22 protein-coding genes are annotated in these 25,436 nt (G+C 69.6%); 15 read left to right on the top strand and 7 right to left on the bottom strand.

Features of this window, described 5'->3' with window-relative positions; translation table 11 throughout:
• Positions 1 to 5: 5 nt before the first annotated feature.
• Positions 6 to 1,103, bottom strand: a complete 1,098-nt coding sequence (gene dinB, locus ACIQ6S_RS07895; RefSeq protein WP_397607881.1) for a DNA polymerase IV — start codon at positions 1,101 to 1,103, stop codon at positions 6 to 8.
• 58 nt (positions 1,104 to 1,161) lie between these two features.
• Between dinB and ACIQ6S_RS07890 the strand changes: the two genes are divergently transcribed.
• The 5 genes from ACIQ6S_RS07890 (at position 1,162) to ACIQ6S_RS07870 (ending at position 5,213) form a co-directional block, all read left to right on the top strand.
• Positions 1,162 to 2,409, top strand: a complete 1,248-nt coding sequence (locus ACIQ6S_RS07890) for a glycerophosphodiester phosphodiesterase family protein (RefSeq protein WP_397607880.1) — start codon at positions 1,162 to 1,164, stop codon at positions 2,407 to 2,409.
• A 34-nt stretch (positions 2,410 to 2,443) separates the two neighbouring features.
• Complete coding sequence (locus tag ACIQ6S_RS07885; protein ID WP_397607879.1) at positions 2,444 to 2,983, top strand: DNA-deoxyinosine glycosylase; 540 nt, start codon at positions 2,444 to 2,446, stop codon at positions 2,981 to 2,983.
• Positions 2,974 to 3,756, top strand: a complete 783-nt coding sequence (locus ACIQ6S_RS07880) for an NRDE family protein (RefSeq protein WP_397607878.1) — start codon at positions 2,974 to 2,976, stop codon at positions 3,754 to 3,756. Before ACIQ6S_RS07885 ends, ACIQ6S_RS07880 begins: the two co-directional genes overlap by 10 nt.
• A 77-nt stretch (positions 3,757 to 3,833) precedes the next feature.
• A complete protein-coding gene (locus tag ACIQ6S_RS07875; protein ID WP_397607877.1) occupies positions 3,834 to 4,325 on the top strand; it encodes an EF-hand domain-containing protein in 492 nt (163 codons plus the stop codon).
• A gap of 78 nt (positions 4,326 to 4,403) precedes the next feature.
• Positions 4,404 to 5,213 carry a CHAD domain-containing protein gene (locus ACIQ6S_RS07870; RefSeq protein ID WP_397607876.1) on the top strand — a complete coding sequence of 270 codons (810 nt, stop codon included), beginning with the start codon at positions 4,404 to 4,406 and terminating at the stop codon, positions 5,211 to 5,213.
• A gap of 28 nt (positions 5,214 to 5,241) precedes the next feature.
• On the opposite strand, the gene ACIQ6S_RS07865 is transcribed toward ACIQ6S_RS07870, so the two are convergent.
• Entirely contained in the window at positions 5,242 to 5,859 is a 618-nt protein-coding gene (locus ACIQ6S_RS07865; RefSeq protein WP_397607875.1) for an OmpW family protein, read from the bottom strand.
• Between the two features lie 220 nt (positions 5,860 to 6,079).
• Between ACIQ6S_RS07865 and ACIQ6S_RS07860 the strand changes: the two genes are divergently transcribed.
• From ACIQ6S_RS07860 to ACIQ6S_RS07845, 4 genes are read left to right on the top strand one after another with little or no spacing between them, the layout of a single operon-like run.
• Complete coding sequence (locus ACIQ6S_RS07860) at positions 6,080 to 7,495, top strand: dihydrolipoyllysine-residue acetyltransferase (protein ID WP_397607874.1); 1,416 nt, start codon at positions 6,080 to 6,082, stop codon at positions 7,493 to 7,495.
• Positions 7,495 to 8,412 (top strand): carbon-nitrogen hydrolase family protein, encoded by a 918-nt coding sequence (locus tag ACIQ6S_RS07855; RefSeq protein WP_397607873.1) that lies wholly within the window; start codon positions 7,495 to 7,497, stop codon positions 8,410 to 8,412. The genes ACIQ6S_RS07860 and ACIQ6S_RS07855 overlap by 1 nt, the downstream gene beginning before the upstream one ends.
• Before the next feature lie 17 nt (positions 8,413 to 8,429).
• Positions 8,430 to 10,208, top strand: coding sequence for a dihydrolipoyl dehydrogenase (lpdA, locus tag ACIQ6S_RS07850; protein ID WP_397607872.1), 1,779 nt, complete (start codon positions 8,430 to 8,432; stop codon positions 10,206 to 10,208).
• A gap of 43 nt (positions 10,209 to 10,251) precedes the next feature.
• Positions 10,252 to 11,061, top strand: a complete 810-nt coding sequence (locus ACIQ6S_RS07845) for a hypothetical protein (RefSeq protein ID WP_397607871.1) — start codon at positions 10,252 to 10,254, stop codon at positions 11,059 to 11,061.
• 13 nt (positions 11,062 to 11,074) lie between these two features.
• Here the strand turns inward: ACIQ6S_RS07845 and ACIQ6S_RS07840 are convergent, their stop codons facing one another.
• Positions 11,075 to 12,472, bottom strand: coding sequence for an SLC13 family permease (locus tag ACIQ6S_RS07840; RefSeq protein ID WP_397607870.1), 1,398 nt, complete (start codon positions 12,470 to 12,472; stop codon positions 11,075 to 11,077).
• Positions 12,473 to 12,571: 99 nt separating this feature from the next.
• Here ACIQ6S_RS07840 and ACIQ6S_RS07835 point away from each other — a divergent pair, with 99 nt between their 5' ends.
• The 6 genes from ACIQ6S_RS07835 (at position 12,572) to ACIQ6S_RS07810 (ending at position 21,828) form a co-directional block, all read left to right on the top strand.
• Complete coding sequence (locus tag ACIQ6S_RS07835; protein WP_397607869.1) at positions 12,572 to 13,414, top strand: nucleoside-diphosphate sugar epimerase; 843 nt, start codon at positions 12,572 to 12,574, stop codon at positions 13,412 to 13,414.
• A gap of 217 nt (positions 13,415 to 13,631) precedes the next feature.
• Positions 13,632 to 15,659, top strand: a complete 2,028-nt coding sequence (locus tag ACIQ6S_RS07830; RefSeq protein ID WP_397607868.1) for a DUF1302 domain-containing protein — start codon at positions 13,632 to 13,634, stop codon at positions 15,657 to 15,659.
• Positions 15,660 to 15,679: 20 nt separating this feature from the next.
• The gene (locus ACIQ6S_RS07825; RefSeq protein WP_397607867.1) at positions 15,680 to 17,047 is read left to right on the top strand and encodes a DUF1329 domain-containing protein; all 1,368 of its coding nucleotides are present in this window, start codon (positions 15,680 to 15,682) and stop codon (positions 17,045 to 17,047) included.
• Between the two features lie 84 nt (positions 17,048 to 17,131).
• Complete coding sequence (locus ACIQ6S_RS07820) at positions 17,132 to 18,259, top strand: WD40/YVTN/BNR-like repeat-containing protein (protein ID WP_397607866.1); 1,128 nt, start codon at positions 17,132 to 17,134, stop codon at positions 18,257 to 18,259.
• The gene (locus ACIQ6S_RS07815) at positions 18,246 to 20,810 is read left to right on the top strand and encodes an RND family transporter (protein WP_397607865.1); all 2,565 of its coding nucleotides are present in this window, start codon (positions 18,246 to 18,248) and stop codon (positions 20,808 to 20,810) included. The genes ACIQ6S_RS07820 and ACIQ6S_RS07815 overlap by 14 nt, the downstream gene beginning before the upstream one ends.
• A 151-nt stretch (positions 20,811 to 20,961) precedes the next feature.
• Entirely contained in the window at positions 20,962 to 21,828 is an 867-nt protein-coding gene (locus tag ACIQ6S_RS07810) for a hypothetical protein (RefSeq protein WP_397607864.1), read from the top strand.
• Positions 21,829 to 21,876: 48 nt separating this feature from the next.
• Here the strand turns inward: ACIQ6S_RS07810 and ACIQ6S_RS07805 are convergent, their stop codons facing one another.
• The 4 genes from ACIQ6S_RS07805 to ACIQ6S_RS07790 all read right to left on the bottom strand — a co-directional run bounded on the left by ACIQ6S_RS07805 (position 21,877) and on the right by ACIQ6S_RS07790 (position 25,411).
• Entirely contained in the window at positions 21,877 to 22,923 is a 1,047-nt protein-coding gene (locus tag ACIQ6S_RS07805; RefSeq protein ID WP_397607863.1) for a TerC family protein, read from the bottom strand.
• Positions 22,924 to 23,127: 204 nt separating this feature from the next.
• Entirely contained in the window at positions 23,128 to 24,018 is an 891-nt protein-coding gene (locus ACIQ6S_RS07800; RefSeq protein WP_397607862.1) for a DMT family transporter, read from the bottom strand.
• The gene (locus ACIQ6S_RS07795) at positions 24,015 to 24,479 is read right to left on the bottom strand and encodes a DUF962 domain-containing protein (protein ID WP_397607861.1); all 465 of its coding nucleotides are present in this window, start codon (positions 24,477 to 24,479) and stop codon (positions 24,015 to 24,017) included. The genes ACIQ6S_RS07800 and ACIQ6S_RS07795 overlap by 4 nt, the downstream gene beginning before the upstream one ends.
• A gap of 23 nt (positions 24,480 to 24,502) precedes the next feature.
• Positions 24,503 to 25,411 carry a phosphoribosylaminoimidazolesuccinocarboxamide synthase gene (locus tag ACIQ6S_RS07790; protein ID WP_397607860.1) on the bottom strand — a complete coding sequence of 303 codons (909 nt, stop codon included), beginning with the start codon at positions 25,409 to 25,411 and terminating at the stop codon, positions 24,503 to 24,505.
• Positions 25,412 to 25,436: the final 25 nt, after the last annotated feature.

Genomic DNA, 25,436 nt, shown 5'->3' with positions numbered 1-25,436 from the left:
GGAGACTAGCAGGGGCGGGGCGGTTCGGCCGCGACGGCGGCGTCGGGTCGGAACAGCGCGTCCTGCGGCGAGTGGGCGGAGTCGTCGAAATGCGCGAGGCCCACGCCCACGAGCCGAAAGCGCGTTCGCGGCGGCAGGTCGACGCGATCGCGCAGCGCCAGCGCCACTTCGGCCAGCGACTGCGCGCTGGTGGGCATGGCTTCGGGACTGAGGCTGCGGGTGAGGGTCTGGAAATCCGAGGTCTTCAGCTTGAGCTGCACGGTGCGCGCGCGCCGCGGTTCGCACTGGGCCAGCGCCCAGACGCGCTCTGCCAGTCGCGTGATCGTGGGCCCGAGCTCGTCGAGGAAGTGGTCCTCGCTGAAGGTGTCCTCGGACGAGATGGACTGGCGCACGCGCGAAGGCACCACCGGCTCGTCGTCGATGCCGCGGGCGAGTTCGGCGAGCTTCAGGCCCCAGCGTCCGAACTTGTGCACCAGCAGGGGCGTCGGCACGGCCCGCAGTTCGCCGACGGTATGGATGGCCAGCGCCGCGAGCTTCTCGGCCATCACATGGCCGACGCCGGGCAGCCGGGCGGCGGGCAGCGGCGTCAGGAAGGACAGCACGCGCTCGGGGCGCACGACGTACAGGCCGTCGGGCTTGCGATGGTCGGAGGCGATCTTGGCCACGAACTTGTTCGGGGCGATTCCCGCGGAAGCGGTGAGCGACAGCTCCTCGCGGATGCTGGCGCGGATCGCCTGCGCCACTTCGGTGGCGGTGGCGAGGCCCTGCTTGTTGCTGCTGACGTCGAGGTAGGCCTCATCGAGCGACAGGGGTTCGATCAGGTCCGTGTGGCGCTCGAGGATCTCGCGCACGTGCTTCGAGACCGCCTTGTATCGCCCGAAGTCCGGCGGCACGAAGATGGCCTGCGGGCAGAGGCGTTCGGCGCGGACGGCAGGCATCGCCGAGCGCACGCCGAACTTGCGGGCTTCGTAGCTGGCGGCGCAGACGACCGAGCGTGCGCCTTTCCATGCGACGACCACGGGCTTTCCGCGCAGGGTGGGATCGTCGCGCTGCTCCACCGAGGCATAGAACGCATCCATGTCGATGTGCACGATCTTCCGCATGCCGGCGAGGATACCGGGGCGTCACGCCGGCGACACGCGGCGAGGGCACGCTGGCGGCATGAATGCCACCTTCCGATCCTGGTCCGCCGCGTTCGCGCTTATGCTCGCGGCCATGCCCGCCTTCGCCATGCCGCCGCTGCTCGTGATCGCCCATCGCGGTGCTTCGGGCGAGCGCCCCGAACACACGCTCGAGGCCTACCGGCTCGCGATCGCGCAGGGCGCCGATTTCATCGAACCCGACCTCGTCCCGACCCGCGACGGCGTGCTGGTGGCCCGCCACGAGAACGCGCTCTCCGGCAGCACCGATGTCGCCGCACGCCCGGAGTTCGCCGACCGCAAGGTGCGCAAGAAGATCGACGGTGTGTGGATCGAGGACTGGTTCGCCGAGGATTTCACGCTCGACGAGATCCGCCAGCTCCGTGCGCGCGAGACGCGCCCGGACGTGCGCGTGGCGAACACCGCCTACGACGGACGCTTCGGCATAGCGACCCTCGACGAGGTGGTCGCGCTGGCGAAGGCGGAGGGCGAGCGCCTCGGTCGGCCGATCGGCATCTACCCCGAGACCAAGCACCCCACGTTCTTCCTGCACGAGGGCCGTCACCGCGACGGCACGCCCATCGCGATCGACACCAGCGCGATGCTGGTCGACGCCTTGGTGCGTCTCGACTTCACCGATCCGGCGCGGGTGTTCATCCAGAGCTTCGAGATCGACAACCTCCGCCGGCTCCGACACACACTGATGCCGAAGGCCGGCGTCGAGTTGCCGCTGGTGTTCCTGATCGGTGACACCTCCGGCCAAAGCGATCCGACGACGACCAACTTCGGTCAGCCCTACGACCTCGTCTGGTTCGCCGCGCAGGGCGACGACCTCGCGGCCCGCTATGGCGCGCTGGCGGCGACGGTGCCGGGTTTCGGCGCCGCCACGCATTACGGCGAGCTGGTGACCCCGGCCGCGCTGTCCGCCCTGCGCGGCGACGTCGATGGCCTCGGGCCGTGGATCGCCAGCCTCGTGCAGGCGAGTCCGGCGCCCGCGGGTGCGGCCGATCCTCGGCCGCGACTGGGTGCGTCGATGGCGCCGTGGCTGGCCGAAGCGCGCCGGCTCGGCTTCGTCGTGCATGCCTACACCGTGCGGGCGGAGCCGCCGTACCGTTTCGTCGATGCCGAAGGCCGCGAACAGCCGCCGGAAGCGCTGGTCCGCCAGCTGGCCGCGGCGGGGGTGACCGGGGTGTTCGCCGACCAACCTGGCTTGGCCGCCGGCGTTCGCGATGCCCTCCGGCACGAGGACGCCGCGCGAACGCCGCGCTGACGCCCGCCGCGGGCCACCCCGCTATGCTCGCGGCATGCCTCGCATTGCTTCCTTTCCTCCCGCGGTTCCCGCCGCCCCGCGCGCGCTCGTGCTCGGGTCGATGCCGGGGATCGCCTCGCTGCGCGCCGGGCAGTACTACGCGCATCCGCGCAATGCCTTCTGGCCGCTGATGCAGGCGCTGTTCGCGGTGCCCTCCCAGGCGCCGTATGCGGTGCGTCTCGCTGCGCTCGGCGAGGCCGGCGTCGCCCTGTGGGATGTCCTCGCCGAATGTGAGCGCGAGGGCAGCCTCGACAGCGCCATCGCGCCCGCCAGCGTCGCGGTGAACGAAATCACCGGCCTGCTGGCGAATCATGTCGGTCTTCGTGTCATCGCCTTGAACGGCGGCGCCGCGGCGCGGCTGTTCGATCGCCATGTCGCGCCGTCGCTGGGGGCGCGCCTCGCGTCGCTGCGCATCCTCCGCCTGCCGTCGACGAGCCCGGCCCACGCTTCCCGCACGTTCATCGAGAAAGCCGACGCTTGGGCGGCGCTGTCCGCGGCCTTGCACGCCCCAGAGGGCGAACGCGCATGTGCCTGATCGCTGTCGCCGTCGACGCGCATCCGCGCTGGCGCTTCGTGCTTGCCGGCAACCGCGACGAGTTCCACGCGCGCCCCACCGCGGCGGCGGGCTTCCTCGACGGGGATGAAGCCACCTATGGCGGCCGCGATCTGCAGGCCGGTGGCGGCTGGCTGCAGGTGGCGCGCGATGGGCGCGTGGCCGCGGTCACCAACGTTCGCCTCGGCCGCGCGGAAGCATTCGCACGATCGCGGGGCGCGCTGGTGGCCGACTTCGTCCTCGGCACGGCGACGGCGAACCCCTACCTCGACGCCTTGCAGCCGGTCGCGTCGGAGTACGGCCGCTTCAACCTGCTGCTGTGGGATGGCGCGGCCCACTACGCGTCCAACCATCCCGCGCACGGTGCGCGGACCCTGGCGCCCGGGGTGCACGCACTGTCGAACGCCGACCTCGACACGCCGTGGCCGAAGACCGAGGCCCTGCGGGTGGCAATGACGCGTTGGTTGACGGGCGTCGATCGCCGCACGCCTCGCGAAGGGGGCGACCTGCTCGAACCCCTCTTCGAGGCGCTTGCCGATCCGCACGAAGCGCCGGACGCCATGCTGCCGGACACCGGCGTGGGCCTCGAATGGGAGCGCCGGCTCTCGGCCGCCTTCATCCGCGGCGAGGCCTACGGGACGCGGGCCAGCACCGTGGTGCTGGTGGGCGACGACGGGCTGTGGTTCGAAGAGCGGAGCTTCGGGCCGGGCGCGACGCCCATGGGTCGCCGTGGGCGTTGGCTGGCCCGGCGCTGATCCGAGGCGCCCGGTCGGCCGGTCAACCGGCGCGCGCGTGGCGCGTTGATGGACTCACCACCCGAAGGAGTCCCGCCATGTCCCGTCCTCTCCTGTATGCCCTCGCGATCACCCTTTTGGCGGCGTCCGTCGCCAGCGCTGTCCCCGTCCGCCCCGAAGCGGGCGCGACGCCGGGCGGCCGCTTCGCCGAGCTCGACCGCAATCGCGACGGCGTGATCGATCGCGGTGAAGCCGCTACGGCCCCCCGGTTGGCCGAGCGCTTCGAGCGCATCGATCGCAATGGCGACCAGCGTCTCGCCCCGCAGGAACTGCGCAAGGCTGCCCGTTTGGCCGAGGCACGCCGCGACTTGGCGAAAGCCCAGCGCGAAGCGATGCGCGCGCGATTCATTTTCCTCGACGCGGATGGCGACCGCAGCCTGACGTTGGCCGAGATCGGCACCGACGCGCCGCGTCTCGCCGGCCAGTTCGCCACCATCGACCGCAATCGCGACGGCCGCATCATTCCGGACGAACTGCGCGAGCACCTGAAGGCGGAACGCGAGGCGCGTCGCGCGTCGCGCGCCGGCTGAGCACGCCGCCCGCGCTGTAACCTGCGCGCGTCGAGGGGCTGCTAGCCTCTCGGAGTTCGAAGACGTGGCGGGGCGATCGTGGGTCTGGGGGTAGTGCTTCAGGCGGAAGCCGAGCAAGAGATGGAGCGGGCGGCGCGCCAGTTGGCGCGCCCCGGCGAGGAGCGCCACCAGGGCATCCATCAGGCGCGGAAATCCATCCGCCGCGTGCGCGCGTTGCTGGCGCTCGCGGGGGCTGCGTTTTCCGCCACGCCGTCGGTGAAACGCCTCGACGCCTCGCTCCGCAGCCTGTGCCGCGGGCTCTCCGCCCTCCGCGATGCCGACGCCCTGCGCGACGCGCTGCTGCACCTCTCGCGCGATGCGGTGATCGGGCCGATCGAATGCGAACGCCTCTGTGCCTTCGTCGCCGTCGTCCGGGCCCGACGCCTCGCGACGGCCCTGGCGCGCGATCCGGATTTCGCGCGGCGGCGGTCGCGGCTGCAGCAGGCACAGGTGCGGATCGGGCTTCTCCCGTGGGCGCAGGTGCGCGACGCCGACATCGCGGCCGCGCAAGCCTTCTCGCGCAAGCGTCTGCGAAAGGCGCTCAAGCAGGCGCGTGGCGGTGCGGACGCCGAGGCTTGGCACACCCTGCGACGCCGACTTCGGCGTTTGCGCCAGCAGGAAAATGCGCTGGCGCGCGTCGCGCCCGCCTCGGACCACGCCACGCCGGGCGTCGCCGATCTGGCGGATCGGATGGGTCGGGCGCAGGACCACGCACTGCTGCTCGCACGCTGCCGCCGGAGCGGCGTCTTTCCGGCGCGCGACCGGGCCATGCTCCGCCGCCTCGTCGAACCGCTCTACTTGGACGCGCTGGACCACGCGGCGGCGGCCCTCGAGGCGGCATCCGCCTGAGGCACCGCCGCGGGTCGAGGCCGAGGCCTTAGAAGCGCAGGCCGGCCTGCACCGAATAGACCCAGGGGTCGACGTTCGCCGTGCCGATGGCCGCACCGCCGAGCGTCACGTCGGCATCGAAGTCGATCCAGCGCGCTTCGCCGCGCAGGAACCAGGTGTCGCTGGCGAGGAAATCGACGCCCAGCGCCGCCGTGAGGCCGTTCGAATCATCGATCGCCACCGGCGCGCCGTTCAAGGCGTTGATGCCGCGGACGTCGGACAGCGAGGTCCAGTTGTAGCCGAGGCCCACATACGGGCTGAAGCCACCCTCGTCACCGCCAAGGAAGTGCCAGTTGGCGCCAAGGCTGATCGGCTGGTGCTTGAGCGTGACGACTTGGCCGAGGCCCGCCAAAGTGACGGTGTGCTCGAACTTACTGATGGGCATGTCGAAGGTCAGTTCGACGCCGCCGTCGAAGAAGTACGAGGTGCCGAACACGGCCTGCGTGTCGCTGTCGATCGAGGCGGCGGCGCCGGCGACCGTGCCGTTGTCCGACTTCGGGTTGACGTTCGCGGCGCCGGCGCGGACAGCGAAGCCCTGTGCGGAGACGGCAGTGGACGCGAGCGCGGCGGCGAGGGTGATCGACGTGAGTGCGAGGATTGAACGCATGGGAGGCTTCCTTCTGGTGGCGAGGGGGGCAGCGCGGCGGGATCGCCAGCGGCCGCGCAAGACTGCGCATGTCGCAGTGCAGCGAACGGCAAGGATTTGTCCTCGGGATGGCAAAGGCGCGTCCCCGGGGCGTGAATTGGCCGCGCTGTAAACGTATGCGGGCCCCTCGCGACCGGCCCGGGGCCGGCAGGGATGGCGCCCCACCGGCGCGGAGGCCAGAATGAAGGTCTTGTTTGCGTCCCTCGGAGGGGACATGGCCGATATCCGCGACGCCAAGGTGCCCGACCTCGGCAACAGCAGCGACGTTCCCGTCATCGAATTGCTCGTCGCCGTGGGCGACCGGGTGAAGAAAGACCAGGGCCTCGTCACGCTGGAATCCGACAAGGCCACGATGGAAGTGCCGTCGCCCTTCGCCGGCATCGTCCGCGAGATCACGGTGAAGCTCGGCGATGCGCTGAGCGAAGGCCACGTCGTCGCGCGCATCGAGGTCGAGGAGGGCGTGCCCGCGCCCGCCGCTGCGCCGGTGGCCGCGCCGGCGCCGGCCGCGAAGCCGGCCGCCATCGCCGCTCCCGCGGTGGCCGAGCGCGCTCCGGCACCGGCCGTCGCGGCGGCACCTGTCGCCACCGGCCCCGCTCCGGCCTTGGCCAACACCCCGGGCGTCGATCCGGAAGCGCTGCCGCCGAGCACGCCGCCGATCGCCTTCACTGCCGAATCGCTGCTGCCCGACAAGGTGCCGCACGCCTCGCCGGCCGTGCGGGTGTTCGCGCGCGAGCTGGGCGTCGACCTCGCGAAAGTGGCCGGCAGCGGTCGTGGAGGGCGAATCGCAAAGGAAGACGTGCAGGCCTTCGTCAAGAAGGTGATGGCGGAGGGCGTGCCGATGGCGGCGCCCTCGGGCGGCGGTGGCGGTGGCTTGAACCTGATCCCATGGCCGAAGGTCGATTTCGCCAAGTTCGGCCCGGTCGAGACGCAGCCGCTCTCGCGCATCCAGAAGCTCTCCGGACAGAACCTCGCCCGCAACTGGGCGATGATCCCGCACGTCACGCAGTTCGACGACGCCGACATCACCGAGATGGAGGCCTTCCGCAAGCAGCTCGGCGAGGAGAGCAAGGAAACGAAGCTCACGCCGCTGGTGTTCCTGATCAAGGCCGCCGTGGCGGCACTGAAGGCCTTCCCGAAGTTCAACGCCTCGCTCGACGGCGACACCCTCGTGCTGAAGCGCTACTTCCACATCGGTATCGCGGTGGACACGCCGGACGGCCTCGTCGTCCCGGTGATCCGCGATTGCGACCAGAAGGGGCTTCTTGATCTCGCCCGTGAGTTGGGGGAGATCAGCAAGAAGGCCCGCGACAAGAAGCTGGGCCCGGCGGACATGCAGGGCGGCTGCTTCTCCATCAGCTCGCTCGGCGGCATCGGCGGTACCGCGTTCACGCCGATCATCAACGCGCCGGAAGTCGCGATTCTTGGCGTTTCCCGTAGTGCCACGAAGCCGGTGTGGAACGGCAAGGACTTCGCGCCGCGCCTGATGCTGCCGCTGTCCCTGAGCTACGACCACCGCGTGATCGACGGCGCCGACGCCGCGCGCTTCACCAGCTTCCTCGCCAAGTCGCTGGGCGACCTGCGCCGCCTGCTGCTCTGATGATCCCGCTGCCGCCCGGGTCCGACGCCATTCCGGCGCGCGCCACGGTCGGCGCGCTGCAGTGGGCACAGCGCCGCGTCACGGGTTTCGAGGACTTCGCCGGCGAGTTCGCCGAGTGGGTGCGCGTGGCCGCGGATTACGGCGTCGAGTTGCTGGTGGTGCCGGAACTCATCACCTGCCAGTTGCTCAGCGCCGAGCCGACGCGGCTCGGCCCCGCCGAAGCGCTGGATCGCCTGTCCGCGCACACGTCCGCGTGGACCGGCCTGCTCGGCGACCTCGCGAAGCAGCACCGCCTGACCCTTGTCGGTGGCACCCACCTGACGTGGATCGACAGCCGCCCGCGCAACGTCTGCTGGGTGGCCACGCCCGACGGTGCCTTGCAACGCCGCGACAAGCTGCACATCACGCCGAGCGAGGCCGGCAGCTGGGCGGTTGAGGGCGGCGACGCCCACGATGTGGCACCGGTCGATACGCCCGTCGGCAAGGTCGGTGTGCAGATCTGCTACGACAGCGAATTCCCCGAACTGGGTCGCGCGCAGGTGGATGCGGGGGCGTGGCTGTTCGCCGTTCCCTACTGCACCGACCTGCGCGGCGGCCACCTTCGCGTGCGCCACAGCGCGCAGGCACGCGCGGTGGAGAACCAGGTCTACGTCGTCACCGCCGGCAATACCGGCTTCTGCCCCGGCGTGGCCAACTTCGACCAGCAGTACGCCGAGTCCGCCGTGCTCACGCCCTGCGACGACGCGATCAGCGCCTTCGCCGCCGACGGCGTGGCCCAGGCCGCGACGCCGAACGTGGCGCAGCTCGTCGTCGCCGAGCTCGACGGCGCCGCGCTGAAGCGCGCCCGCGAGCGCGGCAGCGTCCGCAACCTCATCGACCGTCGCCCCGATCTTTATGCCGCTCTGCGCGGCGCCTGATTCAAGAGAGAACACGCATGGCCAGCATTGACGTCAAGGTTCCCGACATCGGCGGCAGCGCCGGTATTCCCGTCATCGAGCTTCTGGTGAAGGCCGGCGACACGGTGAAGAAGGACCAGGGCCTCGTCACCCTCGAAAGCGACAAGGCGACGATGGAAGTGCCGTCGCCGGCCGCCGGCGTGATCACCGCGCTCAAGGTGAAGCTCGGCGACGAGGTCTCGGAAGGCCACTTGATCGCGACGCTGGAGATCTCCGAAGCTGGCGTCGTCGCATCGCCGCCCGCGGCGCCGAAGCCCGCGCCCGCCGCCCCCGCACCGGCGCCTGTTGCCGCCGCGGCGCCGGCCGCGCCCGCCCCCAAAGCCGCGTCCAGCGACGGCAAGGCCGCCGACCACCGCTGCCAGCTGGTCGTGATCGGCGCCGGCCCCGGCGGCTACACCGCCGCCTTCCGCGCCGCCGACCTCGGCCTCGACGTCGTTCTGATCGAACGCTACCCGGCGCTCGGCGGCGTCTGCCTCAACGTCGGCTGCATTCCGTCGAAGGCCCTGCTGCACACCGCCGCTGTCATCCAGGAAGCGAAGCACATGGACGCGGTCGGCGTGAGCTTCGGCGCGCCCAAGATCGATGTCGACAAGCTGCGGGGCTACAAGGAAAAGGTGATCGGCACGCTCACCAAGGGCCTCGCCGGCATGGCCAAGCAGCGCAAGGTGCGCGTGTTGCAGGGCACGGCGAGCTTCGTCTCGCCGAATGAACTCGACATCGCCAGCGCCGAGGGTACGCAGCGCCTCGCCTTCGAGAAGGCGATCATCGCCGCCGGCTCGCAGCCGGTGAAGCTGCCGGGCTTCCCGTGGGGCGACCCGCGCGTGATGGATTCCACTGACGCGCTGCAGCTCGCCGACATTCCGAAGACGCTTCTCGTCGTCGGCGGCGGCATCATCGGTCTCGAGATGGCCTGCGTGTATGCCGGCCTCGGCAGCGCGGTCACGGTGGTGGAGCTTGGGCCCCAGCTGATGCCGGGCGCCGACCTCGACCTCGTCAAGCCGCTGGCCGACCTGCTCAAGAGCCGCGGCGTCATCGTGCACCTCAATACCAAGGTGCCGGAGGTCGTCGCCAAGCCCGACGGCCTGCACGCGCGCCTCGAAGGCGAGAAAGCGCCGAGCAGCGCGGCGTTCGACCGCGTGCTGGTCTCGGTGGGCCGCAGTCCGAACGGCGGCAAGCTCGCCGCCGAGAAGGCCGGCGTGCAGGTGACGGAGCGCGGCTTCATTCCCGTCGATCGGCAGATGCGCACCAACGTGCCGCACATCTTCGCCATCGGTGATCTCGTCGGCCAGCCGATGCTGGCCCACAAGGCCACGCACGAGGGCAAGCTCGCCGCGGAAGTCGCGGCGGGTGAGAAGCGCGAGTGGGTCGCGCGCGTGATTCCGTCGGTGGCCTACACCGACCCGGAAGTGGCGTGGGTCGGCGTCACCGAGACCGAAGCCAAGGCCAAGGGCCTCGCCATCGAGGTCGGCAAGTTCCCGTGGGCGGCCTCGGGCCGCGCCATCGGCAACGGCCGCACCGAAGGCTCGACGAAGCTCATCCTCGATGCGGAGACGCACCGAGTGATCGGCGGCGGCGTCGTCGGCACGAATGCGGGTGATCTCATCGGCGAGATCGCGCTGGCCATCGAGATGGGCGCCGAGGTGGGCGACATCGGCCACACCATCCATCCGCACCCGACGCTGATCGAAACGGTGGCGATGGCGGCGGAAGTGGCCGAAGGCACCATCACCGACCTCTACATCCCAAAGAAGAAGTAAGCGGCGCGCGGCCTCGTCGCCGCGCCCGCCCGAGGTGACGCCCATGGAATTCCTCTACCTCCTCGGCGGCCTGATCGCCTTGCTGCTCGGCACCGACACCGCCACCAAGGGCCTGTCCGGACTGGTCCAGCAGGCCGGGGCCTCGGCGCTCACCGCGGGCCTCGTGCTGGTTGCCGTCGGCTATGCGTTGCCGGGCTTGGCGCTCATTGCCGGTGCGGCCGCATGGCAGGGCTTGCCGGTGGCCGCGACGGTCGCGCAAGGCGCGATGCTCGGCACCTTGGGCCTCGGTGCGGCCGGCCTGCTGATCAGCACCGGCGTCGTGCTGCGCGTGCGGCCGTGGCGGATGCTTGACGGCGACAAGGCGCAGGCCGAACTCGCCGAGTTCGCGGCCAGCCGCGAGGGCTGGACGCGCAACGCGTTCCGTCTCCTGCTCGGCGCGGCCCTGCTGGCCCTCGGCGCACGCGGCGTGTTGGCCGGTGCGCCCTTCTTCGCGGGCCTGCCCGGCCTCGACGCGGACGGTGCGCTCGTCGTCTCGGCCCTCGTCGGCATCGGCGCGGCGGTCGCGATCGTCGCGACCTTCAACGCCCGCTTTGGCGATGCCGCCGCGGCCTATGCGGCGATCCTCGGCGGCGGTGCGCTGCTCGTCGTCGCTGCCTCGATGACGGCGTTCCTGGTCGCGATGCCCGGGTTCGACCTGAGCCTGCTCGCGCACCCGCTGCCGCAAGGCCTGGCGCTGCTGGGCCTGCTCGCCGCCGTAGCCGTGCCGGCCAAGCCGCTTGGACGCGGTCTCGGCCTCGTCCTCCTCGCGGCCACCGTCGCCCTGCTCGCCGCGGTGCTCTTCCTCGCCGGCTGATCGCGCGCGGCGCTCAGCGGAACATCGCGTAGCAGACTGCGCACACCACGACGACGCCCAGCAGGTCCATCACCGCGCCCTCGCGCAGCATCCGCTGCGCCGGTACCTGCCCGGAGCCGTAGGCAATGGCATTCGGCGCCGTCGCCACCGGCAGCATGAAACCGACACTCGCCGCCATCACGGTCGGGAACATCAGCAGGGCGGGGTCGACGTCGATGGCCTGCGCCACGCTGGCCATGATCGGCATCAGCAGCACCGCGGTCGCGGTGTTGCTGACGATCTCGGAGAGCAGCACCACCACCCCGACGATGATCACCAGCATCGGCAGCAGGGGCAGGGCGGCGAGGCCGCGCAGCTGCTGGGCGATGAGGTCGCTCAAGCCGCTGGCTTGGAAAGCCATCGACAGGGCGATGCCGCCGCCGAACAGCACCAGTACGCCCCAGGGCAGGCGTTCGGCATCCTTCCATGCCAGCACGCGCGCACCCTTCCCGTCGCTCACCAGCAGCATCGCGAAAGCGCCGCACAGTGCGACGCTCGCGTCGGTCGCGCCCGGAACGCCCAGCCATGCGCTCCAGCCGCCGAACGGCAGTTCGCGGAACACCCAGGCGCAGGCGGTCACCGCGAACACCGCCAGCACACGCCGTTCGCCGCGCGACCACGCCGGCAGCTCCGGCAGTGCCGCGTGTGGCGTGCCGCCGAGCGAGCGCCCGAGCCACAGCGCCATCAGCGGCACCAGCAGCAGGACGATCGGCACGCCGATCAGCATCCAATCGACGAAGCCGAAGGCCTTCCCGGTGGTCTCCTCGTAAACGCTCATGAACACGAGGTTGGGCGGCGTGCCGACCGGCGTGCCGAGACCGCCGATGCTCGCGGCATAGGCGATGCCGAGGATCAGCGGTGCCGCGAGGCGCGCGTCGCGGTAGTCGGCAAGGACGGCGAGCGCCACGGGCAGCAGCAGCAGCGTCGTCGCCGAGTTCGAGATCCACATGCTCAAGGCCGCGGCCGCGATCATGAAGCCCCATAGCACCGCGCGCCCCGAGCCACCGCCCACCGCGCGCACCATGCCGAGCGCGAGTCGCCGGTGCGCGCCGCTTTTCTCGACCGCCATCGAAAGCACGAAGCCGCCGAGCAGCAGCAGGATCAGTTCGTTGCCGTAGGCCTGCGCCACCTGCTGGGGCGTTAGCAGTCCCGCCATCGGCAGCAGGGCCAGCGGCAGAAGGGCCGTCACCGCCGGGGCCACCGGTTCGCGCACCCACCAGCCCGCGCACCACAGGGTCAGGGCCGCGGTGAACGCGAGGGCGTGCGCCGATCCTCCTGCGCGCAGCGCGACATACGCCGCGAGGGCGATCGCAGGCACCAGCGCCAGGGACCAGGGTCGTGAGGGCGGCGAGGCTTCGAGGGGGTCGGTCATCGGGAGTCAGGTGGCCTCGGTCGGCGCGGAGCATCGCATGGGCACGGCACGGTCGCTGGCCCGCATGGCATCCTCGCCGTCGTTTTCCGAGGCCATGCCGTGCGTCGTCCGCCGCTTCTCGTCTTCGGCCTCAGTGGCCAACTCGGTGACGCCCTGCGCCGCCGAGGACTGCCGTGCTCGGCGCTGGCGATCTCGCGGCAGCCGCGTGCACCGCAGACGGGCGAGGACGGCGTGGTATGGCAGGGCGGCGGCCTCGACACCTTCGAGGAGCCGCACCGTTTCGAGGCGGCCCTCAGCCTCGGGCCCCTCGACGCCTTCGCCCGTGCCGTGGCCGCGGGGCGCGTGCGGGCCGGCCGCATCGTCGCCTTCGGTTCGACCAGCCTGCACGTGAAGGGGCGCTCGCCCGATGCCGCCGAGCGTGACGTCGCACAACGCCTGGCCGAGGCCGAGGCGGCGCTGTTCGCCGCCTGCCGGGCCAGCGGCACGCCCTGCATCGTGCTTCGGCCCACCCTGGTCTGGGGCATGGGCCGGGACGCCACCGTGAGCCGCGTCGTCCGTCTCGCCCGCCGTTGGCCGCTGCTGCCCCTCCCTCTCGGTGCGCCGGGCCTCCGCCAGCCCGTCCATGCCCTCGATCTCGCCGAGGCCGCGGTGGCTGCGCTATCGGCCGATGCCCGTGCTGCCGGCGCCTTCGACCTGCCGGGCGGAGAGCGGGTGGCCTTCGGCGAGATGCTGCGTCGCAGCGTGGTCGCGGGGGCCCCGGCGTGCCGGCCGTGGCCCCTGCCGTGGGCGACGGTGGCGTGGGCCGGCCGGGTCGATGGGCGGCTCGGGGGCTGGGCCTCGCGCCTCGCGGACGACCTGGTGTTCGACGACCGCCCGGCCCGCGAGGCCTTGGGCTGGGCGCCGCGCGGCTTCGTCCCCGCGGCGGCGGACTTTCCTGCCTGAGGCCGGGGGCGGCGGCATGTTGCGACGCAGCGCGTCCGCCATACGCCGGAGCATTGCCTTTTCCTAACGGACTCTTAATATGGGGTCGTCGTCACTTTCGAGCTTTTGATCTAGGGCGCCGCGAGCCCATCGCGCGCCCCGGTTCGAGGGATCGAGCCCTCTCCCCGGAGGCCCCGGGGGTTGTCCTGTTATCTGATCCTGTCCCGAGGAAGTCCTGATGAAGTCCAAAACCCACCTGCGCGGCGGCATCGCGCTCGCTCCGCTGGCCGCCGCCGTCGGCTTGGCGCTGATGGCCCCGACGGCCCAGGCCTTCGAGTTCGGCAGCGGTGAATTCACCGGCACGATCGATACCACCGTGTCCTACGGCTACTCGTGGCGCACCGAAGACCAGGACCCGAACCTGATCGGCAAGGCGCAGTTCAATCCGCTGATCTGCGCGCAGAACCAGGCCATCATTCCGCTGCCGGCCCCGTCGCCGGCCAACCCGTTCCCGGCCTGTTCCGGCGGCTTCCCGGGTTCGGCCGCGCAGATCGCCGCGCGGGGTCGCTTCTCGGTCAACCGTGACGACGGCAACCTGAAGTACGACAAGGGCGACGCGATCGCCAACACCTTCAAGATCACCTCCGAGATGAAGCTCGGCTGGCGCAACTGGGGTGCCTTCACCCGCGCCACGTACTTCTACGACTTCGAAAACGCCGACCGCGCTGACCTCACGTCCGAAGCCAAGGACCGCATCGGCGAGCGCTTCCGCCTGCTCGACGCCTTCATCTTCCGCGACTTCAACATCGGCGAGCAGAGCGGCACGTGGCGCCTCGGCCGCCAGGTGATCAGCTGGGGTGAGAGCACCTTCATCCAGAACGGCATCAACTCCGTCAACCCGGTCGACCTTTCGGCGCTCCGCGTCGCCGGTGCCGAGCTGAAGGAAGCCTTCCTGCCGGTCGATGCGATCTACGGCTCGTTCAACCTGACGCAGAACGTCGCGATCGAAGGCTTCTACCTCTTCGAGTTCGAAGAGATCGAAGTCGACGCCGCCGGCACCTACTTCAGCGCGAACGACTTCGCGACCCCGGGCGGCACCTACGTGATGCTGGGCTTCGGCACCGTGCCGCAGCCGGTCAACAACCCGGAGCGCTTCTTCGCGACCTGCTTCGGCGGCCCGACCGGCCCGCTCAACACCGACCTCAACTTCACCGGCCTGCCGCCGGGCGTGTCCAACGCCACCATCGCCGGCATCGGCTGCGGCGGCGCCGTGGCCCGCCTGCCGAACCGCAACGCCCGCGACGACGGCCAGTACGGCGGCGCGGTGCGCTGGTACGCCGAGAACCTCAACGAAACCGAGTTCGGTTTCTACTTCATGAACTACCACAGCCGCCTGCCGCTGCTCTCGGGCCGCGCGGTCACGGGTACGTCGGCCAACACCGGCCGTTTCTTCGTGGAGTACCCGGAAGACGTCCAGCTGTACGGCATGAGCTGGAACACCAACCTGCCGGCCGGCATCGCCTTCCAGGGTGAAGTCAGCTACCGCCCGAACGCGCCGATCCAGATGGACGACGTCGAGCTGCTGTTCGCTGCGCTCACGCCGCTCAACACCTTCATCCGCGCGCAGGGCGCCCCGCCGGCCTATGAGTTCCGCAGCCAGCTCGGCACGGCCGCGCTCGGCCAGGAAATCCGCGGCTGGCGCGAGCACGCGCAGACCCAGGTGCAGATGACCTTCACCAAGGTCTTCGGCCAGGTGCTGGGCGCCGACCAGATCTCGACGGTGGCCGAAGTGGGCTGGACCGACGTCGACCTCGACAGCAATGTCCGCTACGAGGGCGAAGGCACCGACACGGGTGGTGGCTGCAGCGTCGCCAACGTCGCGGCGGCCCTCTCCGGCGGCCTGCCGGCGGTGTTCAACCCGGCGCTCGCCGGTTGCGCCCGCAATCCGCAGACGCTCACCGGCGGCTTCCCGACGAAGTTCTCGTGGGGCTACCGCCTCGCGGCGCGCGCCGACTACAACAGCTTCCTCGGCACCGCGTTCACCTTCTCGCCGCGTCTCGCGTACAACCATGACGTCGATGGCATCTCGCCGGGTCCGGGTGGCAACTTCCTCGAAGGCCGCAAGTCCCTCACGCTGGGTGCCGAGTTCAATTACCTGAACTCGTGGATTTTCGACCTGTCCTACACGTCGTTCTCGGGCGGCGGTATCTACAACCAGATCGCCGACCGCGACTTCGCGTCCGCCAGCGTCCGTTACTCGTTCTGATGCTCCTGGGAGGGAACAGCATGAAATTGACCACCAAGGCTGCACTCGCAGCCACCCTCGGCGCGCTGGCCCTGTCGGCCAGCGTCGCCAACGCCGCGGTGGATGCGGCGAAGGCCGCCCAGCTCGGCCAGACGCTGACCCCGGTCGGCGCCGAGAAGGCCGGCAATGCCGCCGGCACCATCCCGGCCTGGGAAGGCGGCGTCACCCGTCCGCCGGCGGGTTACCGCAACGGCATGTTCCACCCGGATCCGTTCGCGGCGGACCGTCCGAAGTTCCAGATCACCCGCGCCAACGTCGGCCAGTACGGCAACAACCTGACGGCCGGCCAGAAGGCCATGTTCACGCGCTACCCGACCTTCCGCATGGACGTCTACCCGACGCGCCGTTCGGCCGCGTTCCCGCAGCGCACCTATGACTTCACCAAGACCAACGCGACCCGTTGCCGCTTGGTCGCCAATGGCGAAGGCATCCAGAACTGCGCCGAGGGCTTCCCGTTCCCGGTGCCGCAGAACGCCTACGAGCTGATCTGGAACCACAAGCTCAAGTACAAGGGCGTCTCGGGCCGTCGCTGGGCGAACCGCGTCGCGCCGACGCCGGGCGGCCAGTACACGATGATCCGCCTGCAGGAACGCCTGCTGGGCCTGTACTACAAGCCCAACAACACCTCGGAGAACATCAACAACATCCTGCTGTACTTCCTGCAGGACGTGCTCGGCCCGGCGCGTCTCGCCGGCCAGGTGCTGCTGGTCCATGAAACCCTGAACAACTCGGTGGCACCGCGTCAGGCGTGGATCTACAACCCCGGCCAGCGCCGCGTGCGCCGCGCTCCGAACGTCGCCTACGACAACCCGGCCACCGCCTCCGACGGCCTGTCGACGAACGACATGACCGACATGTTCAACGGCGCGATGGACCGCTTCGACTGGACGCTGGTCGGCAAGAAGGAAATGTACGTCCCGTACAACTCCTACAAGGCGCACAGCAACAACACGAAGGTCGCCGACCTGGTCCGCCCGGGCCACTTGAACCCCGACTTCATGCGCTACGAGCTGCATCGCGTGTGGGTGGTCGAGGCCAAGCTGAAGGCCGGTGCGCGTCACATCAACAGCCGCCGCACCTTCTACCTCGACGAGGACAGCTACCAGATCCTCGCGATCGACCACTACGACGGCCAGGGTGCGATCTGGCGCGTGTCGGAGGCCCCGTCGATCAACTACTACGAAGTGCCGACGTTCTGGTCGACCATCGAAGCCCACTACGACCTGAAGTCGGGTCGCTACCTGGCGGGCCTGCTGGACAACGAAGAGGACCGGCCGTTCGACTTCGGCTACCAGGCCACGCCGGCGGATTTCTCGCCGCAGAACCTGCGCGCCGCGGGCGTCCGCTGATCCGTCGCGCCACGACCTCCATCGTGGCGCGTCATTCTCCGCGGGCGGCGCTTCACGGCGCCGCCCGTTTTTCTTGAGGGTTCCATGTCTTCGAATCTCGCGAGATCCCGGACGCCGCTCGTCCTCGCCTTGGGCGCTGCCCTGCTCTGGGCGAGCGTAGCGACGGCCCAAGAGCCGCCGGCCACCGATCCCTCGGTGCAGCCTTCCGAACTCCTGCCCTTGGCGCCGAAGGCCCTGCTGCTCGATCTGGCGCGGACCAGCGCCGGCCTGTTCGCCGTCGGTGAGCACGGCATCGTGCTGCGCGGCGACGACGCCGGGCAGTGGAGCCAGCTCGCCACGCCGACGCGCGTGGCCCTCACCAGCGTGGCCAGCGCCGACGGCGAGCTGTGGGTGGCCGGCCACTCCGGCGTGATCCTGCGCTCGAGCGACAACGGCGACACCTGGGCGCGGCAGCGGATCGACATCTGGAACCCGGAAAGCATCGAACCTTCGCAGGGCGCGCCGATCCTCGACCTGCTGTTCGTCGACGCCAGCAACGGTTTCGCGGTCGGCGCCTTCAGCACCCTGCTGCGCACCACCGATGGCGGCCAGTCTTGGGTCGCGCTCTCGTTGAAGGGCAGGGCCCCGGCCGCCGATGCCGCACCGGCGGATGACACCGCGCCGGCCGACGAAGGCATGGACATGGGCATGGACGACAGCGGCGTGCTGCTCGCCGACGACCTCGTCCTCGAGGACGAAGTGGACCCGCACCTCAACGCCATCGGCCGCGACGCCGCCGGCACCCTCTACCTCGCCGGCGAACGTGGTGCGATGTTCCGCTCGCGCGACAACGGAGACACCTGGCAGCGTCTCGGATTCCCCTACGAGGGCTCCATGTTCGGCATCGTCGCCTGGGATGCCGGCCACGTGCTGGCCTTCGGCCTGCGCGGCAACGTCTACGAATCCACCGACGGCGGCGACAGCTGGAGTCGCCTCGACACCGGCACCGAGGTCGCCCTGATGGGCGGCACGGCGCTGCCCGGTGGCGGCGCGGTGCTGGCCGGCAACGAAGGCACCATCCTGCAGCGCGCGGACGGCGCCTCGCCGTTCGAACGCACCACCTTCCAGAACGCGGACGGCGAAACGCCGGTCCTTTCGGGCGCCATCCCCGATGCCGCGGGCGGGCTCATCCTGATCGGCGACAAGGGAGCGGACCGCCATGGCGCTCGGTAATTCCTCGGGCGACAGCGCCTTCCACCGCGCGCTGGAGCGCGTGATCTTCAACAACCGCGGGATCGTCATGGTGTTCTTCGCCATCGTGACGGTGGCGATGGCGTTCTTCGCCAGCCAGTTGCGCGTCGATGCGGGCTTCATGAAGCAGATCCCGCGCGAACACCCGTACATGTCGACCTTCGTCGAGTACATGGCGGAGTTCGGCGGCGCCAACCGCGTGCTGGTGGCGGTGGTCGCGAAGGACGGCGACATTTTCGACCAGCAGTACATGGCGACCTTGGAGAACGTGACCAAGGACGTGATGGCCATGGAGGCGACGGACGACGCGCGCGTGCGCTCGCTGTTCACGCCGAACACCCGATTCGTCGAAGTGGTCGAGGACGGCTTCGCGGGCGGCAACGTCATCCCCGACACCTTCTCGCCGAACGTCGAGGGCTACACCGCCGCGCCGGAGGACTTCGACCGCATCCGCGGCAACATCGTGAAGGCCAACATCCTCGGCCGCCTCGTCGCCCGCGATTGGTCGGCGACGATGGTGTGGGCCGAGCTGATCCCCGAAGACCAGGCGCCGGGCGGCAAGCTCGACTACCAGGTCATCGGCGACCAGCTGGAGGGCATCCGCGCCAAGTACGAGAACGACCAGTACTCGGTGCACATCATCGGCTTCGCCAAGATGGTGGACGACATCGCCGACGGCGCCGCCTCGGTGGTGATCTTCTTCGCGATCACCATCGCCTTCACCTGGCTGCTGCTGTTCATCTACTCGACCTCGGCGAAGCTCGCGACGCTGACGGTGTTCGCCTCGTTCGTGGCGGTGATCTGGATGCTCGGCGCGCTGCGCCTGCTGGGCTACGGCATCGACCCGATGAACATGCTCACGCCGTTCCTGATCTTCGCGATCGCGGTCAGCCACGGCGAGCAGATGATCAACCGCTTCCGCGGTGAGATCTTCTTCGGCGGCATGGAGGACGGCAGCCCCGAAGAGCTGCGCCAGCGCCACGGCATCTCGCCGCTCGAGGCCGCGAAGGCCAGCTTCCGCATGCTGCTGATCCCGGGCACCGTCGCCCTCGCGGCCGGCTGCATCGGCTTCGCCACCATCATGCTGATCGAGATCCAGATGGTGCGCGAGCTCGCCATCACGGCGACCGTCGGCGTGGGCCTGACCGTGCTCACCAATCTCGTGCTCCTGCCCGTGCTGCTGAGCTACACCACGCTCCGCAACATGGAGAAGAAGCGCGAGTTCCGCCTGCGCCAGCTCACCCAGTTCGACAAGGTCTGGGCGGTGCTTTCGCGGCTTTCGAAGCCCGGGCCCGCCGCGATTGTCGTCGTGGCCGGCGTGGCGATCTGGTTCTTCGCTGAAGCGCACGGCGACAACGTGATGATCGGCGACGCCGAGTCCGGCGTGGCCGAGCTGCGTCCGGAGTCGCGCTTCAACCAGGATGCCGCGCAGATCACCCAGCGCTTCGCGCTCGGCATCGACACCATCAACGTGATCGTCGAGACCAGCCCGGACGCCTGCACCAACTACCGCGTGATGGAGGTCATCGACCGCCTGTCGTGGCACCTCGCCAACGTCGAGGGCGTGCAGCAGGTGATCAGCCTGCCGATGGCCGCGAAGATCGCCAACGCCGGCTGGAACGAAGGCAACGTGCGCTGGCGCGAGCTGCCGCGCGTGCCGGACAACCTGCGCACCGCGACGCAGAGCTTCGAGACCGACACCGGCCTGCTCAACGCCGACTGCTCGGTGATGCCGGTGACGGTGTTCCTCACCGACCACAAGGCCACGACGATCGACCGCGTGGTGAAGGCCATCAAGGACTTCCGCGACGCCGAAGCCGAGAACGTGGCCGGCATCCGCACCGTGCTCGGCCTTGCCGAGGACGCCGCGATCCCGGACCTCGACCGCACCGGCATCCGCGAGAAGCTCGCCGAGGCGCACATGGCCGCGATGAGCGACCCGTCGGCGCCGGCGCTCAACGTCGTCAACCCGCGCATCGGCACCGGCAACGTCGGCGTGATGGCGGCGATCAACGACGAGGTGCGCGAGCAGGAGCACATCATGCTGTGGCTGCTGTACGCCGCGGTCTTCGTGATGTGCCTGCTGAGCTTCAAGAACCCGCTCGCCGCCGCCTGCATCGTGCTGCCGCTGATCCTCGTGACCGAACTCGGCCACTCGCTGATGGTGGAGCTCGACATCGGCATGAAGGTCAACACGCTCACCGTGGTGGCTTTGGGCGTCGGCATCGGCGTGGACTACGCGATCTACATCTTCGCCCGCATGCGCGAGGCCATGCTCTCGGGCAAGACGCTGTCGGAGAGCTACTTCATCGCGCTGAAGACCACCGGCATCGCCATCTTCTACACCGCGCTGACGCTGGCGGTGGGCGTGGCCACGTGGATCCTCTCGGACCTGAAGTTCCAGGCCGACATGGGCCTGATGCTCACCTTCCTGTTCGTGGTGAACATGGTGGCCGCCATCGTCTTCCTGCCGGCGCTGTGCCGCTTCCTGCTGCGTCCGACCGAGAAGGACACCTGGAAGCCGCCGGCGTAAGCCGCGCGGTCAGGCTATAGCCAAGCCCGCCGCAAGGCGGGTCGGGGCAATGACAAAGGGGCCGCGAGGCCCCTTCGTCTTTGGTGGGTAGGTGGCAGCGAGGCGGTGCGTTACGCTTTCCGCCCCCCCCCCGCACCGGCAAGGACGTCCTGTGACGCTCGCCTCCCCGTTCCGTCGCACCACCCTCTTCGTTCTGCTGGCGTCCTCTGCCGCGCTCCCCTCATCGGCATGGTCATCGGCGGCCGTGCCCCTGACGCCGTCGATGTCGTTGGCCAATGAGGAGTACAGCGCATGGATCGAGGCGCGTAACGCCGAATGGCGCGAAGCGTTCGACAAGGCCCCCGCCGCTTGCCAGGCCTTGGTCCTGGCGGAAATCCCGCCCGCATCGGGCGCGTGGTGCCGCCACTCCCTCGGGTACCCGGAGCGTGCCATCGCCGCGGCACCCACGCTGTTGCTGGTCGCGGCGACATCAGAGCGCAACGGGCTCAAGACCGGGCTCGGTGCCCTCCACGAGTTGGTGAACCATCCGGATGCACAGGCGCAGGATTCGTCGGGGCGCACGTACCGTGATGAGGTGTTCCACATCGTCGGAACTGCGATGCATCGGTCGATCCTGCGCAGTGACGCCATCGACGCCATGATCGGCGAGCTCACCCAGCTGTGCCTTAGGCTCCATGCGTCGGTGACAGGCGGCTACCACGGGCTTGTCGCCAATGAGGTGCATGACCATGCGACGCTCGCCTGCCTGCGAGCCACGGCCGTGCTTGAGCTGGAGCGCTACGGCGCGCCTCGCCTTACGGCGCCATCGCTCCGGGCGTGGCCGGATGGCGAGCTCCAGAAGACGCTCGGACCAGCCGTGTTCGCCGTGCAACAGCGCGAGCTCCACGGCCATGGCATGGAGAACGGGCCGGTCGCTTCATCCTCGCTGCTGGTGATGCAGCGATTCATCACTGGCATGTTGCAGCCTTGCTACCGCTTCATCCATCGCTCAATGGATCTCGGCTGCTCGTTGCCCTGAACGAGGAAGCCCGCACGGATGCGGGCTTCTCGTTTCGCTCGGGCCGGTTCAGGCGTGTGGGGCGGGCGATTGGTCGCGCGACTTCCACAGCGAGTACACGACGCCGCCGACCAGCAGTCCGAAGGTCACGCCGAGGCTGATCTCGGCCGGCACCTTACCGTCGAACAGCCAGTCGCCGACGAAGATCTTGCTGCCGATGAAGATCAGCACGAAGGCCAGCGCGTACTTCAGGTAGTGGAAGCGGTGCACCATCGCAGCCAGCGCGAAGTACAGGGCGCGCAGGCCGAGGATCGCGAAGATGTTCGAGGTGTAGACGATGAACGGGTCCGGGGTGATCGCGAAGATCGCCGGCACCGAATCGATCGCGAACACCACGTCGGCGATCTCGACCAGCACGAGGCAGAGGAACAGGGGCGTCGCGAACCAGAGCAGCTTGCCGCTGGCGTCCGGCTGCTTCACGAAGAAGCGCTCGCCGTGCATTTCGTTGGTGAGCCGCATCCGCCCCTTCAGGAAGGCGAGCACGCGGTTGTTGGCGATGTCGGGCTCGTCGTCGATCGACATCAGCATCTTGACGCCGGTGGCGATCAGGATCACCGCGAAGACGTAGAGGATCCACGAGAAATTCATCACCAGCGCGGCGCCGAGGCCGATCATGATCGCGCGCAACACGATGACGCCGAGGATGCCCCAGAACAGCACGCGGTGCTGGTAGATCCGCGGCACGGCGAAGTACGTGAAGATCATCGAGATGACGAACACGTTGTCCATTGCCAGCGCCTTCTCGACCAGATAGCCGGTCAAGTAGAGCTTGGTCGCCTCCCAGGCCTTCGCCTCGGGGGTAGGCAAGGAGGCGATCTGCGGGTCGATGGCCTTGTCGCCACCGTACTCGTAGTAGATGAACCACACGGCGACGGCCCAAAGCAGGCCCAAGCCGATGTAGAGCGCCGACATCCACAGGCTTTCCTTGACGTCGATCTCGTGGGCTTCCTTGTGCAGGACGCCGAGATCGAACGCGAGGATGGCGAGGACGGCGCCGAGGAAGGCGAGCCACACCCAGACGGGCATGCCCAGCCAGAGGCCGGTCAACAGTTCCATGAGTTACTCCGAAGGCAGGTCGATGGGTCATCGATGCCCGGCCTCGTGACGAGGCTGAGGAGCGTCCGTGCGGCGGGCCGGTGGATCGATGAACGACTCCGACATCGCCATGCATCACGCATGACCAGAGGGGCCCGCAGTCGTGGGTGAAGTCTTGTCAGCGTCGCGTGAAACTGCGGTGAATCGGGCCGGCGCCGGTTCCGTTCAGGCGCTGGCGACGGTCTGTCGCGTCTTCTGCCAGCTGCGCAGGGCGATGGCGAGCACGCCGCCCAGCACCATGGCGCCGCCGATCCACAGCTTCGGGCCGGGCCGGTCGCCCCAGAACGCCACGCCCAGCCCGATGGCCAACACCGGGGCGAGCAGCAGCCACGGCGTGACCTGGGCCACCGGATGGCGCTGCACCAGCACGTAGTAAAGCCCGTGGCCCAGCAGCGACGACACCAGGGCCGAGTACGCCACGCCGCTCCAGCCGATCCAGGTGCCGCCGGCCAGGCTCTGAGTGAGGGGGCCTTCGATGAGGAACGACAGGCCCAGCAGCGGGCCGACGCTGATGAGCGCCAGCCAGCCCTGCTGGCTCCACGGCGTCTGGCCCTGCAGCCCGCGCATCATCACGGTGGCGAGCGCGAGGAAGCCTGCCGAGCACAGCATCAGTAGCAGGGAGGCCGGGCGGTCGAGCACCAGCGGGTCGAAGCCGAGCACGAGGACGCCGGCGAAGCTCACGGCGATGGCCAGCCCCGTCCGCCACGCGAAGCGCTCACCGAGCAGCCACCACGCCAGCAGCGCCGACATCGGCACATAACTCTGCATGACGATGGCCACCGACGACAGGTCACCGGCCAGTTTCAGCGCCCAGAAGCTCAGGCCGAAGTGCACGACGCCGAGTCCCACGCTGATGCCGAGCAGGCGCGGCCATTGCCCGGGCGCGGGAGGCTTCAGGAAGGGCCAGAGCACCGCGGCCAGCAGCGCCATCCGCAGGCCGGTGAACAGCAGCGGCGGGAATTCCTGCAGCGCGTAGGCGGAGGTCAGGAAATTGATCGCCCAGACGACGCAGACGATCGCGACCAGGCCGATATCGCGCGGAGGAAGGGCGTTCAATACGGAATGCCGAGGCGCCGGTAGAGCTTAGACAACGTCCACGCCGGGCCGACGAGCAGGTACACGAGGTCGGTGAAGAAGCTCGGGCGCTTGCCTTCGATGCGGTGGCCGATGAATTGCCCGATCCACGCCGCGACGAACACGATGACCGCCGTGATGAGCAGGCCGCGCATGCCGATGGCGCCCGCGAGCGCCCAGCACAGCAGGCCGGCGAGCGTGAAGGCGACGACCGCGCCGAGACCCAGCGGGCGCGAGCCGCGGAAGTACCACGCGGCGAGGACTGCCATCAGGAAGCCGGCGAACGCGCCGGGCTGGAACCAGGTGCCCGGCACCGGAATCGTCCACACCATCGCGATGATCGACCACAGGATCAGCGGCACGCAGACGAGGTGGATCGCCTGGTTCGTGGCGTTCTCGTGGTCGCGGCCGTAGTGCTCGAGCAGGGTGTGCAGGCGGCTCATGGTTTCCTCCGCGTGGCGCGGGTTCAGTCGATCGAAATCCCGGCGAGGCGCTGCAGCGCCTCGGCGTACTTGGCGCGCGTCACGGCGATGACTTCCGCCGGCAGCGACGGGCCAGGCGCGGTCTTGTTCCAGTCCAGCGTTTCCAGATGATCGCGCACGTACTGCTTGTCGTAGCTCGGCGGGCTGGTGCCCACCGTGTAGGTGTCGGCCGGCCAGAAGCGCGAGGAGTCGGGCGTGAGCATCTCGTCCATCACCACCAGCGTGCCGTCGGCGTCGAGGCCGAACTCCAGCTTGGTGTCGGCGATGATGATGCCGCGCTCCAGCGCGTAGGCCGCGGCGAAGCGGTAGATCGCCAGCGTGGCCTCGCGCACCTTCTCCGCGAGCTCGCCGCCGATGGCGGCAACGACCGCGTCGAAGCTCACGTTCTCGTCGTGGTCGCCGACGGCGGCTTTGGTGCTGGGCGTGAAGATGGGTTCGGGCAGTTGCTCGGCCTGGCGCAGGCCGCCGGGCAAGGCGATGCCGCAGACCTGGCCGGTCTTCTGGTAGTCCTTCCAGCCGCTGCCGATCAGGTAGCCGCGGGCAATGGCTTCCACGGGCAGGGGCTTCAGCGCCTTTGTCACCACCGCGCGCTTGGCATACAGCGCGGCGTCGGTGCCGGGCGGCAGCACGCCGGCGACGTCGGTGCCGGTGAGGTGGTTCGGCATCAGGTGGGCGGTCTTGCTGAACCAGAAGTTCGAGATCTGGCAGAGCATCTCGCCCTTGCCGGGGATCGGGTCGGGCAGCACCACGTCGAAGGCCGAGAGCCGGTCGCTGGCCACCATCAGCAAGCGGCCGCGGCCGTCAGCGCCGGGCGGCAGGTCATAGACATCGCGCACCTTGCCGCGGTGGCGCAGGGGCAGGGCGAGGTTCGAGGTGTGCAGGGTCGTCGACACGGCGGGCAGGGCGGCGCGGGGAAGC

The organism is Silanimonas sp., assembly GCF_044377035.1.
Lineage (GTDB): Bacteria > Pseudomonadota > Gammaproteobacteria > Xanthomonadales > Xanthomonadaceae > Silanimonas.
The sequence above is the reverse complement of the archived record's forward strand: the minus strand, read 5'-3'. Positions and strand labels throughout refer to the sequence as shown.

Excerpts from the sequence above, each read along its gene's own strand:
- dinB (WP_397607881.1), bottom strand. The coding sequence starts at position 1,103 with ATGCGGAAGATCGTGCACATCGACATGGATGCGTTCTATGCCTCGGTG.
- ACIQ6S_RS07890 (WP_397607880.1), top strand. The coding sequence starts at position 1,162 with ATGAATGCCACCTTCCGATCCTGGTCCGCCGCGTTCGCGCTTATGCTC.
- ACIQ6S_RS07885 (WP_397607879.1), top strand. The coding sequence starts at position 2,444 with ATGCCTCGCATTGCTTCCTTTCCTCCCGCGGTTCCCGCCGCCCCGCGC.
- ACIQ6S_RS07880 (WP_397607878.1), top strand. The coding sequence starts at position 2,974 with ATGTGCCTGATCGCTGTCGCCGTCGACGCGCATCCGCGCTGGCGCTTC.
- ACIQ6S_RS07875 (WP_397607877.1), top strand. The coding sequence starts at position 3,834 with ATGTCCCGTCCTCTCCTGTATGCCCTCGCGATCACCCTTTTGGCGGCG.
- ACIQ6S_RS07865 (WP_397607875.1), bottom strand. The coding sequence starts at position 5,859 with ATGCGTTCAATCCTCGCACTCACGTCGATCACCCTCGCCGCCGCGCTC.
- ACIQ6S_RS07860 (WP_397607874.1), top strand. The coding sequence starts at position 6,080 with ATGAAGGTCTTGTTTGCGTCCCTCGGAGGGGACATGGCCGATATCCGC.
- ACIQ6S_RS07855 (WP_397607873.1), top strand. The coding sequence starts at position 7,495 with ATGATCCCGCTGCCGCCCGGGTCCGACGCCATTCCGGCGCGCGCCACG.
- lpdA (WP_397607872.1), top strand. The coding sequence starts at position 8,430 with ATGGCCAGCATTGACGTCAAGGTTCCCGACATCGGCGGCAGCGCCGGT.
- ACIQ6S_RS07845 (WP_397607871.1), top strand. The coding sequence starts at position 10,252 with ATGGAATTCCTCTACCTCCTCGGCGGCCTGATCGCCTTGCTGCTCGGC.
- ACIQ6S_RS07840 (WP_397607870.1), bottom strand. The coding sequence starts at position 12,472 with ATGACCGACCCCCTCGAAGCCTCGCCGCCCTCACGACCCTGGTCCCTG.
- ACIQ6S_RS07830 (WP_397607868.1), top strand. The coding sequence starts at position 13,632 with ATGAAGTCCAAAACCCACCTGCGCGGCGGCATCGCGCTCGCTCCGCTG.
- ACIQ6S_RS07825 (WP_397607867.1), top strand. The coding sequence starts at position 15,680 with ATGAAATTGACCACCAAGGCTGCACTCGCAGCCACCCTCGGCGCGCTG.
- ACIQ6S_RS07820 (WP_397607866.1), top strand. The coding sequence starts at position 17,132 with ATGTCTTCGAATCTCGCGAGATCCCGGACGCCGCTCGTCCTCGCCTTG.
- ACIQ6S_RS07815 (WP_397607865.1), top strand. The coding sequence starts at position 18,246 with ATGGCGCTCGGTAATTCCTCGGGCGACAGCGCCTTCCACCGCGCGCTG.
- ACIQ6S_RS07805 (WP_397607863.1), bottom strand. The coding sequence starts at position 22,923 with ATGGAACTGTTGACCGGCCTCTGGCTGGGCATGCCCGTCTGGGTGTGG.
- ACIQ6S_RS07795 (WP_397607861.1), bottom strand. The coding sequence starts at position 24,479 with ATGAGCCGCCTGCACACCCTGCTCGAGCACTACGGCCGCGACCACGAG.